General features: G+C 51.3%; 9 protein-coding genes and 2 pseudogenes. All 11 read left to right on the top strand.

All coding sequences use genetic code 11. The features are described 5' to 3' along the window. A pseudogene (locus tag H8711_RS12885) lies at positions 1–630 on the top strand (hypothetical protein); the annotation flags it as partial. Between the two features lie 91 nt (positions 631–721). Continuing rightward, entirely contained in the window at positions 722–1,192 is a 471-nt protein-coding gene (locus H8711_RS12880; RefSeq protein ID WP_015567070.1) for a PcfB family protein, read from the top strand. Continuing rightward, positions 1,189–4,113, top strand: a complete 2,925-nt coding sequence (locus H8711_RS12875; RefSeq protein WP_249283802.1) for a DUF4368 domain-containing protein — start codon at positions 1,189–1,191, stop codon at positions 4,111–4,113. Before H8711_RS12880 ends, H8711_RS12875 begins: the two co-directional genes overlap by 4 nt. Next, positions 4,110–4,454, top strand: coding sequence for a TnpV protein (locus H8711_RS12870; RefSeq protein ID WP_120120817.1), 345 nt, complete (start codon positions 4,110–4,112; stop codon positions 4,452–4,454). The genes H8711_RS12875 and H8711_RS12870 overlap by 4 nt, the downstream gene beginning before the upstream one ends. Before the next feature lie 140 nt (positions 4,455–4,594). Beyond that, positions 4,595–4,738 (top strand): hypothetical protein, encoded by a 144-nt coding sequence (locus H8711_RS12865; RefSeq protein ID WP_164979630.1) that lies wholly within the window; start codon positions 4,595–4,597, stop codon positions 4,736–4,738. 293 nt (positions 4,739–5,031) lie between these two features. Next, positions 5,032–5,556 (top strand): hypothetical protein, encoded by a 525-nt coding sequence (locus tag H8711_RS12860; RefSeq protein WP_015516227.1) that lies wholly within the window; start codon positions 5,032–5,034, stop codon positions 5,554–5,556. Between the two features lie 127 nt (positions 5,557–5,683). Further along, on the top strand, positions 5,684–6,043 hold the full coding sequence (locus H8711_RS12855; protein WP_249283801.1) for a DUF3847 domain-containing protein: 360 nt from the start codon (positions 5,684–5,686) through the stop codon (positions 6,041–6,043). Next, the gene (mobQ, locus tag H8711_RS12850; protein ID WP_249283800.1) at positions 6,009–7,505 is read left to right on the top strand and encodes a MobQ family relaxase; all 1,497 of its coding nucleotides are present in this window, start codon (positions 6,009–6,011) and stop codon (positions 7,503–7,505) included. The genes H8711_RS12855 and mobQ overlap by 35 nt, the downstream gene beginning before the upstream one ends. Then, positions 7,502–9,373, top strand: a complete 1,872-nt coding sequence (locus H8711_RS12845; protein WP_249283799.1) for an AAA family ATPase — start codon at positions 7,502–7,504, stop codon at positions 9,371–9,373. The genes mobQ and H8711_RS12845 overlap by 4 nt, the downstream gene beginning before the upstream one ends. A gap of 142 nt (positions 9,374–9,515) precedes the next feature. Continuing rightward, positions 9,516–9,674, top strand: coding sequence for a transposon-encoded TnpW family protein (locus tag H8711_RS12840; RefSeq protein ID WP_006428300.1), 159 nt, complete (start codon positions 9,516–9,518; stop codon positions 9,672–9,674). A 41-nt stretch (positions 9,675–9,715) separates the two neighbouring features. Further along, positions 9,716–9,991, top strand: a pseudogene (locus H8711_RS12835) (type IV secretory system conjugative DNA transfer family protein); the annotation flags it as partial.

Raw genomic sequence — 9,991 nt, 5'->3', positions numbered from 1 at the left:
ATCAGCGCCGATGACCCGGCAGCGATTGAAAAGCTCCAGAAGAAGCTGGACGGGCTGGAACGCTCCCAGCTCATTATGAAGGAGGTCAACGCCTATTACCGCAAGCATGGCAAGCTGGACGGCTGTGCGCTGCTGTCGCTGGACCAGATTGAAAAGCTGAAAGCAAGCATGGCGTCAAGTTGGCGAAGCGACCCGAGGCCCTTTGAAAGCTACCAGCTAACCAACAACAATGCGGAGATCCGCCGGGTAAAGGCCCGTATCGAACAGCTTTCCAAACAGGCACAGCAGGAATTTTCCGGCTGGGAGTTCGATGGGGGTCGTGTGGAAATGAACCGGGAGGACAACCGCTTGCAGGTGTTCTTTGACGGAAAGCCTGACGCGGACACCCGGGCCGAGCTGAAAAGCAGCGGCTTTCGTTGGGCTCCCAGCGTGGGCGCATGGCAGAGGCAGCTCACAGACAACGCCATCCGGGCGGCTGACCGTCTGGAATGTATCAAGCCGCTGTCCGGCGAAAAGCCCTCCCGGCTTCAAAAGAAGCCCTCTATCTTGCAGACCATGCGGGAACAGGGCGAAAAAGTCCAGACGGAGCCGGAAAAGAAAGCTCCGTCCGGCAGAGATGCCGAGCGGTAAGCCTCGGGCCACATTGGCCCGAGGTTTTCTGTTCCCCGAGATTGTACGGGGGCCTCCCGGATAGCGGGAACCCCGACGGAAAGGAGGTTTTATGCAGGAAGAAGTAAACCAAAAAACGGTTGCCCTTTCAATCAGGACAACGAAGCTCACGGGAAAAGTGCTGGCTGCCGCTCTTGGGAAGGTAGCGCGGGCGCTGCAAAAGCACCACCGGAAGGCGCTGACCCCGCAGGGACGCCAGAGTGTAAAAAAGCTGATGAACCACTATGGCGGCAAAAGCGCCATGCCCTATGTGGGAGCCCCAAAGGATTTTGACCGGATCGCAAAGGAGTTCCATGTGGACTACGCTTTCCATAAAGTGAGCCCCGGTCATTACCTGCTGTTCTTCAAAGCCAATCAGGCGGACGCTATCACGGCGGCCTTCCAGAAGTACAGCGCAAAGGTGCTGAACAAAGAGCAGGACAAGGCTTCCATCCTCGGCCAGCTTCGGAAATTCACGGAGCAGATCAGGACGCAGGCAAAGGAAAAGCAGCGAACCAGAGAGGCGGTGAAGGACGGACGTTGAGTGACAAGATTAGAAAATATGTGCTCCCAAACCTGCCGTACCTCTTTGTGTTCTGGTTCTTCTCCAAAATCGGGACGGCATACCGGATCGCCCCCGGCACAGACTTCGGGACAAAGCTCATGGGGATGCTCGATACCTTCCCCAAAGCCTTTGAAACCTACTGGCCGGGGCTGGGAGGTATTGACCTGCTGGTGGGCCTTGCCGGTGCGGCTGGGGTGTATCTGCTGATACAGTCAAAGATCAGGCAGGCGAAAAAATTCCGGCGGGATGCAGAGTACGGCACTGCCCGCTTTGGAACAAAGGAGGATATAAAGCCGTTTGTAGACCCTAAATTTCAGAACAATGTCATTCTGACCGGGACGGAGTTCCTTACCATGAACACCCGTCCGAAGATACCCGCCAATGCCCGGAACCTAAACGCCTGTGTCATCGGATCGTCCGGCTCGGGAAAGACAAGGTTCTGGTTGACCCCGCAGCTCCTTCAAGCCCATTCCTCGTATGTGGTGGTAGACCCGAAGGGCGGCACTCTCGACCAGTGCGGGCGGTTTCTGCAACGGGAGAAATACAGGGTGCGGGTGTTCAACAGTATCGACTTTTCAAAATCCATGCACTACAATCCGCTGGCCTATATCAAGACGGAAAGCGATGTTTTGAAATTTGTTACCGCCCTGATTGCCAACACCAAAGGCGACGGCAAGGAGGGCGACGAGTTCTGGACAAAAGCAGAAACCCTCTTGTACTGTGCCCTTGTGGCCTACATCGTCTTTGAGGGGCCGGAAGAAGAACGCAACATGAATACGCTGGTGGAAATGATAAACAGCATGGAAGTCCGGGAGGATGACGAAACCTTCAAAAATGCGGTGGACTATATGTTTGACGGGCTGGAACACCGCAGCCCCCAGCACTTCGCCGTGAGGCAGTATAAGAAATACAAGCTCGCCAGCGGTGTTGTATGCTCTAAAAGACTTCTTAATCAAGCGGTTGGGAAGTCTCTTAGAACACACAACCTAAAACCGAAGAAAGGAGCGCAAGTTATGAGAAAAAACGAGAAAATCACTGCTCTGTATGAACGATTGAGCCGTGATGACTTTGGCAAAGATGATGACCAACAGCGTGAGAGCAATTCCATTTCCAATCAAAAGGCTATGTTGGAGGAGTTCGCCGCACGGCAGGGCTTTACAAACATTGTCCATTTCACGGACGATGGCATTAGCGGTACTTGCTTTGACCGTCCCGGATTTTTGGCAATGATGAAAGAAGTGGAAGCTGGGAATGTGGAGTACCTGTGTATCAAGGACATGAGCCGCATGGGTCGTGACTATCTGAAAGTCGGTCAGATTATGGAAATCCTGCGTCAGCGTGGCGTTCGCCTTATCGCCATCAATGACGGCGTGGACAGCGCCAGAGGAGACGATGATTTTACCCCTTTCCGCAACATCATGAACGAGTATTACGCCAGAGACACCAGCCGTAAAATCCGTTCTACTTTCCAGTCCAAAGGCAAGTCCGGCAAGCACCTCACAGGCACGGTCATTTACGGCTATCTCTGGAACGAAGCCAGAGACCAATGGTTGGTTGACCCCGAAGCCGCTGATGTGGTCAAGCGCATCTTTGCCATGACGATTGAGGGCTACGGTCCGTATCAGATCGCCAGCAAGCTGAAAGAAGAAAAAGTCCTCATTCCGTCCGCTTACCTTGCCCAGCACAGCGAGGGCGTGAACAAAAACAAGACTTTCAAAGATGTGTACGGCTGGGGTTCTTCCACCATCTGCAACATTCTTGAAAAGCGTGAATATCTGGGACACACCATCAATTTCAAGACCCGAAAGCACTTCAAGGACAAGAAAAGCCATTATGTCCCGGAGGACGAATGGACAATTTTCGAGAATACCCATGAGCCTATCATTGACCAGCAGACCTTTGACCTTGTGCAGAAAATCCGTGGGAATGTCAGACGCTACCCGGACGGCTGGGGCGAAGCAGCTCCCCTCACAGGCTTGCTTTATTGTGCCGATTGCGGCGGCAAGATGTATGTCCACCGTACCAACAACGGCAAGCGTATTTCTCAATATACCTGTTCCCAATACAGCAAAGTCCCAGTTGGAAAGCTCTGCAAGACCCAGCACCGTATCAATGAAGATGTGGTACTGTCCCTTGTTTCCGAAATGCTCAAAGCCATTGCCGAGTATGCGAAGCATGACCGAGCCGAGTTTGTCCGAGTGGTACAGGAAGCGCAGTCCAGCCAGCAGACAGCAGAGGTTAAGAAACAGCGGATACGCCTTGCCACCGCAAAGCAGAGAGTGTCCGAACTGGAAGTCCTGCTCTGTAAAATCTATGAGGACAACATTTTAGGAAAGCTGTCCGACAGCAGATACGCCACTCTGGACGCTCAATATGAAAAGGAGCAGACCGAGCTTACCGCTGAAATCTCTGTTCTGGAAAAGGCTGTCAAGAGCTATGAGAAGCACGAAAAGGACGCTGACCGTTTTATCGCTCTGATTGATAAGTATGAGAACTTCGACAAGCTGACCATTGCCATGCTCAACGAGTTTATCGAGAAAATCCTTGTGCATGAGCGTGACCGCAAAGGCAGTATACAGACCACACAGGAGGTCGAGATTTACTTCAATTTTGTTGGGCGTTTCGTTCCCCCGGCGTTTGGAGAAGTAGAGCTTACCCCGGAGGAATTAGAGGAAATCCGCAAACGTGAGGAACGCAAGGACAGGCTTCATCAGAACTACTTGAAGCGGAAAGCCAGCGGAGCGCAGAAGCGATACGAGGACAAAATCAAGGGGAGAAAAAAGGCAGAAATCGAAGCCAAGAAAGCCGCCATTCGTGCGGAGGACATTGCAAAGGGAGTGTTCGTCCCTGTCAGCAGTTTACCGCAGAGAGAGCCGATGAAAGGAGTGCAATCAGCATGAATATCACTTACACACAGAACGGAGATTATCTTATCCCGAACATCGTTATCCGCAAGACAAAGCCCCTCGGACACTACGGCAGACTTCGCAAAGCGTATTTGGAAATGCACCGCCCGATACTGTTCAATGAGCTGGCGCTATCCGACAAGCTCTTTGAGCATTGCGCCGAGATTGACGAAGCGGCACGAAGCCGCATGGAACTGATCGTGCCAGAGCTGGCAAAGCAGTACGGCGTGACAGAGCAACTGAAAGCTGAAAACCAAATGGAATGGGTGCGGCAGATGAACGCTTGCAAGGCGCAGGCAGAGGAAGTTGTGAAAGCAGAGTTGATTTATAATTGAGCGAGGAAGTCCGGGCAGAAAACTGTTCGGACTTTTCTCATATCTCACAAAAGTTGAGGTAGAATTGTTCACAAGTTTTATGGTATAATTTGAATACAAAAATTAAGCAACAAATCGACATTTGTAAAGGAGGATTTACAATGAAGAAAATTGGATTAGGTATTGCAATACTACTCTTTGCCATTATAATTTCTCTTTGCTCATCAGGAATGGGGCTGCTCGTTATCGGAATTGGGATTGTAGGATTGATTTTTTCAATCATAGGATTTATGGAACGCAAGTAAAATAACTTCCAGTTTGTCGCACTGATAAAAGCCCTTTAGGAACTAAAGGGCGCACTTCTATACTCTCTGTCGAGAGTAGTGCGTCCTGCGGAGCTTCATTCTCCGTCAGCAGAAGAAAACTGCATGACCGAGAATGTTGCGTCACTTCGTTCCGTCAAGGTGGCTACACCCCCTTGCGCCGCTAAAGCGGCTATCCCCTGTGGACTTGCCGTCCGCAAACGGTTTTGACAAACCGTTCGCCGCCAGCAAGTTTGAAAATCAAGAATCTTAATTTGATAAAGGAGTGTGATTCTATGAAAAAGAAATTACCCATAATCCTCTTGGGTGTTATTTTGGCTTGTGTGTTGGTTTTCGGTTTCCTTTATGCAAACAATGACATTGGTAAAACCGCAAACAGTTTAGAAGCAGACATTCGCCAATCTCAAAAAATTTTGGATGATTGGATTGTTGATGGAAGCATTTCCGACACAATGGCTGCATTTATTTCTTACCCACAGGACAAGACAGACCACACTTTTTCTGTCTATGTAAATCGCCCCGGCTTGTCTTTTGGATATTTCTTCCGTGGTGGTGGAGATATAGTTGAGGTTGATGATTACATTGCAGAGTTTGTTGTTGAGGGAAATAACGAAAGGGCATTTATCTCAATGAATACCCAAAATATTGTTCGACTTGAAGTAGATGATGGCAACGGCATTCAGGTGATTGATATTGATAGTGGCAAGCCTTTCGCCATTGTCCTGCCCCTCAATGTAGGAAACATCTGTTTCTATGATACGAATGGAAATGTTGTGGAATATCTTCGCCAACAACTTTGACCAACTTCAATTTACCGAACTGAACACAACAACTGAATACCGAAAAACTGACCGTTGACTGGTCGCAATCTGCGAAAAGTTGACGGTCTTTTTTTATCCCCATTTTCAAAAAAGGAGGTCACGAAAAATGGCAAAGCCGAAAAACCTTGAACAGCTCCGAGCCGAAAAGGAACAGGTCGAGACACAGCTTGCACAGGAACAGCACAAGCTGGAGCGTCTGGAGAACAGAAAGAAGTATCTGGAGAAAGGCGAGAGACAAAAGCGCACCCACCGTCTTTGCAATCTGGGCGGCACGATTGAGAGCCTTGCCCCGGAGTTCAAAGATCTCACACGCACCGAAATGACGGAGCTGATGGAGTACATCTTTTCTCTGCCCGAAGTCCAGCGAGCCGTCCGTCACATGGCGATTACCCACATCAACAAAGCGAACGGAGGAAAGGAGTTGAAAGTCGATGGCACTATTTCATCTGAGTGTCACGCAGACTAAGCGAAGCGCAGGACAGTCCGCTATCGCTTCTGCTGCCTACCGAGCCGGGGAGCGATTGTATAGCGAGTATTACGGCGAATACAGCGACTACACCCGCAAGGGCGGCGTGATCTGCTCTGACATTCTCTTGCCGTCCCATGCACCGCCAGAATACGCAGACCGCCAGACCCTATGGAACGCCGTGGAAAAAGCCGAGCGTGGAAAGAACGCCCAGCTTGCATACAGCTTTGACATTGCCTTGCAGAATGAATTTTCCCTTGAGGAAAACATCGCTCTTGCAAGGCGATTTTTATTGGAGAACTTTGTGAGCCGTGGCATGGTGGTTGACTTCGCCGTACACCAGCCAGACCGGGAGGACGGCGGCATACCAAACCCACACTTCCATGTGCTTTGTCCCATCCGCCCCATCGAGCAGGACGGTAAATGGGGGCTAAAGCAACGACGAGTGTACGAGCTGGACGAGGACGGAAATCGTATCAGAGACCAGAACGGCGAGTATGTTTTCAATGCCGTTCCCACTACCGACTGGGGCAGTCCCGAAACGCTGGAACATTGGCGTGAAGCATGGGCGGAACTATGCAACGCCAAGTTTGCAGAGAAAGGGCTTGATGTTCGCATCGACCACCGAAGCTATGAGCGTCAGGGCGTGGAGCTTCTTCCCACCGTCCATGAGGGCGCAACCGTCCGGGCGATGGAGAAGAAAGGCATACGCACCGAAAAGGGCGAGTTCAACCGCTGGATCAAAGCCACCAATGCCGTTATTCGAGACATCAAGAAGAAAATCACTTCGCTTATGGGCTGGATAGCGGATATGAAAGCCGAGCTTGCCAAGCCACAGGCACCCGACCTTGTTTCTCTGCTGAACGCCTATTACACTCAGCGCAAAGCCGGGGCATATTCCCAGAAAGGCAAAATCAGCAACCTAAAGGAGATGAACGATACTTTCAATTATCTCCGGGCAAACGGCATTTACACTCTTGAAGATTTGGAAAGCCGTGTCAGCGAACACAGTGCTGCCACAGAGAGCTTGAAGAAAACGCTGGACGAACAGACCGCCCGAATGAAAGCAATTAAGCAGATCTATGACAGCTCTGCTGCTTTCCAGAGCTTGAAGCCTGTCTATGACGGCTTGCAGAAAATCAAGTTTGAGAAGCCCAGAGCCAAGTACAAGGCAGAGCATGAAGCGGAACTGAAACAGTTCTACGCCGCCAGACGCAAGCTGACCGGGGAGTTCCCGGACGGCAAGGTGGATATGAAAAAGCTGACCGAAGAGTATGACGAGCTGGAACAGGCGCACAACACCACCTATGGCGAGTTTAAGACCGTCAGAGACGATTTACACCGTCTTTGGAAGGTCAAGTCATGTGTAGATACTGCCGCCCGATTTAACGAGCGCACAGAGGAACAAATGCTCCAAAATCGACCCCAAACACGACACAAAAAGGAGGAACTATCCCGATGAATTATACCAAAGCACAGATTGACCGGGCAAACGCCGTCAGTCTGGAAGATTTTCTCCGCACACAGGGAGAGACACTTATCAAAAGCGGACGAGAATACCGCTGGAAAGAACATGACAGCCTGACCATTCGTGGAAACAAATGGTTTCGCCACAGCCAGAGCAAGGGCGGCTATCCCATTGATTTTGTCATGGAGTTTTACGGAAAATCCTTTCCCGAAGCCGTCCAGCTCCTGACCGGCGAAAGCGGCGAGGGGCAGACCGAAGCCACCACAGCACCGCCCACAGCGTTCCACTTGCCCTTGCACAACAGAACAGCCGACAGAGCAATTCAATATCTTTGCGAAAGCCGAGGTCTCAACAAAACGCTTGTTGAGGCTTTTCTTCTTTCCGGGGATATTTACGAGGACGCAAAGCGGCACAATGTTGTGTTTGTCGGCAGAGACCGAAACGGCACACCGAGATACGCCCATGTGCGAGGAACGGCAGACACATTCAGACAGGATATTACCGGGTCTGACAAGTCCTATCCGTTCCGATATGAGGGCAACAGCAACCAGCTCTTTGTCTTTGAAGCTCCGATAGACCTTTTGTCCTTTATCTGCCTTTATCCGCAGGATTGGCAGACAAGGAGCTATCTTGCCCTGGGCGGCGTTTCTGGCAAAGCCCTTGACCGTTTTCTTTCTGAACGCAAGGACACCCGAAAAGTGTTCCTCTGCCTTGACAGCGACGCCGCTGGAAATGAAGCCTGCACACGACTGGCACAGTCCATTCCCGGTGAGATTGCCGTCATTCGCCTTGTCCCGGCAAGGAAAGATTGGAACAATGTTCTCCGCCAGCAAGGGGACATTCCCAGCCGCAAATTCATAGCCGAGACAATCACGCTGCGAGAGCTGCCCACCGCCCAGCCTGTTCCCATGCTCCGCATGGCAGATGTGGAGCTGACGAGCGTGGATTGGCTATGGTTTCCCTATATCCCCTTTGGAAAGCTGACGATTATACAGGGCAACCCCGGCGAGGGCAAGACCTACTTTGCCATGCGTCTTGCGGCGGCTTGCACCAACCGAAAGCCTTTACCCGGTATGGAGACCCTTGAGCCTTTCAACATCATCTACCAGACCGCAGAGGACGGTCTGGGCGATACCGTCAAGCCCCGACTGATGGAAGCGGAAGCAGACCTTGAAAGAGTGCTTGTCATTGACGATAGGGACACACCGCTGACCCTTGCCGATGAGCGCATAGCAAGAGCAATCCGTGAGAACAACGCAAGGCTGGTTATCATTGACCCGGTGCAGGCGTTTATGGGCGCAGATGTGGATATGAACCGGGCAAATGAAGTCCGTCCCATCTTCCGCAGTCTGGGAGACATTGCACAGGCTACAGGGTGCGCTATCGTGCTGATTGGACACCTCAACAAAGCCGCAGGAACGCAAAGCACCTACCGGGGATTGGGGTCTATCGACATTACGGCGGCAGTCCGCAGTCTGCTTTTTATCGGCAAGCTGAAGGACAGCCCCACAACGAGGGTGCTTATCCATGAGAAAAGCTCCCTTGCACCGCCCGGACAGTCCCTTGCATTTTCTCTGGGAGACGAGAAAGGCTTTGAGTGGATAGGGGCTTATGACATTACCGCTGACGAGCTTCTTGCCGGGGCAGACACCGCAAAGACCGAGAGCAAGACCGCACAGGCGCAAATGCTCATTCTGGAACTGCTTGCAAACGGAAAGCGTATGCCGAGTGCAGAGCTGGAAAAGACGGTCAATGAGCGTGGGATTTCCTCACGCACCATGAGAACGGCAAAGAGCCGTATCGGGGACAGACTTGTGACCGAGAAAGACGGCACAGCATGGGTCTGCTATCTCCGAGACTGACAATAGGAACACGGCAAGCGTGGCAAAGGCGGCAAGGTTTTTATAGATACCTTAATGTTGCCGCCTTGCCTTGTTCCCTCATACCGACACCGCCCGATGATGAACAGTCACCGGGCATTTTTCATTTACAGGAGGATTTTGAATGAACAATACCGCAACCAACACCGCTACTTGCCCGACTGTCAGAAAGCAGATCGGCAAAACAACCTATATCGTCCGTGTGCATTTCAGCCAGACCGCAAAAGAGACAATGGAGGACAAAATCAAGCGTCTGCTCCGTGAGGAAGTCCGCAAAATGTGACTTCTTTGTGAATTTGATGAAAAAGTCCTTGACTTTTCGTCTCTGGCAAGACAGCCAAAAGCATTTTGATTTCCTGCGGTGCAAGACTGGCTCCCTTTGATATTCCCCAACTTCGGGAGATCATGTCTTATGACGAACTGGAGCTGGATAAGCTGGGGGATGAAAAATCAGCGCTGTTCTTTCTTATCAGCGACACGGACACCACCTACAACTTTTTGGTTGCCCTCGCTTTTTCGCAGATGTTCAACCTTCTGTGTGAACGGGCTGACAACACCTATGGCGGGCGTCTGCCCTATCATGTGCGGGTGCTGTGGGAC

This window comes from Ligaoa zhengdingensis (assembly GCF_014384885.1).
In the GTDB taxonomy this organism is placed as follows: Bacteria; Bacillota; Clostridia; order Oscillospirales; family Ruminococcaceae; genus Ligaoa; species Ligaoa zhengdingensis.
This window is presented reverse-complemented; position numbering and strand designations above follow the sequence as displayed.

Coding starts and splice junctions, on each gene's coding strand:
- H8711_RS12855 (WP_249283801.1), top strand. CDS start 5,684: ATGGCAAAGCCGAAAAACCTTGAACAGCTCCGAGCCGAAAAGGAACAG.
- mobQ (WP_249283800.1), top strand. CDS start 6,009: ATGGCACTATTTCATCTGAGTGTCACGCAGACTAAGCGAAGCGCAGGA.
- H8711_RS12860 (WP_015516227.1), top strand. CDS start 5,032: ATGAAAAAGAAATTACCCATAATCCTCTTGGGTGTTATTTTGGCTTGT.
- H8711_RS12845 (WP_249283799.1), top strand. CDS start 7,502: ATGAATTATACCAAAGCACAGATTGACCGGGCAAACGCCGTCAGTCTG.
- H8711_RS12840 (WP_006428300.1), top strand. CDS start 9,516: ATGAACAATACCGCAACCAACACCGCTACTTGCCCGACTGTCAGAAAG.
- H8711_RS12870 (WP_120120817.1), top strand. CDS start 4,110: ATGAATATCACTTACACACAGAACGGAGATTATCTTATCCCGAACATC.
- H8711_RS12865 (WP_164979630.1), top strand. CDS start 4,595: ATGAAGAAAATTGGATTAGGTATTGCAATACTACTCTTTGCCATTATA.
- H8711_RS12880 (WP_015567070.1), top strand. CDS start 722: ATGCAGGAAGAAGTAAACCAAAAAACGGTTGCCCTTTCAATCAGGACA.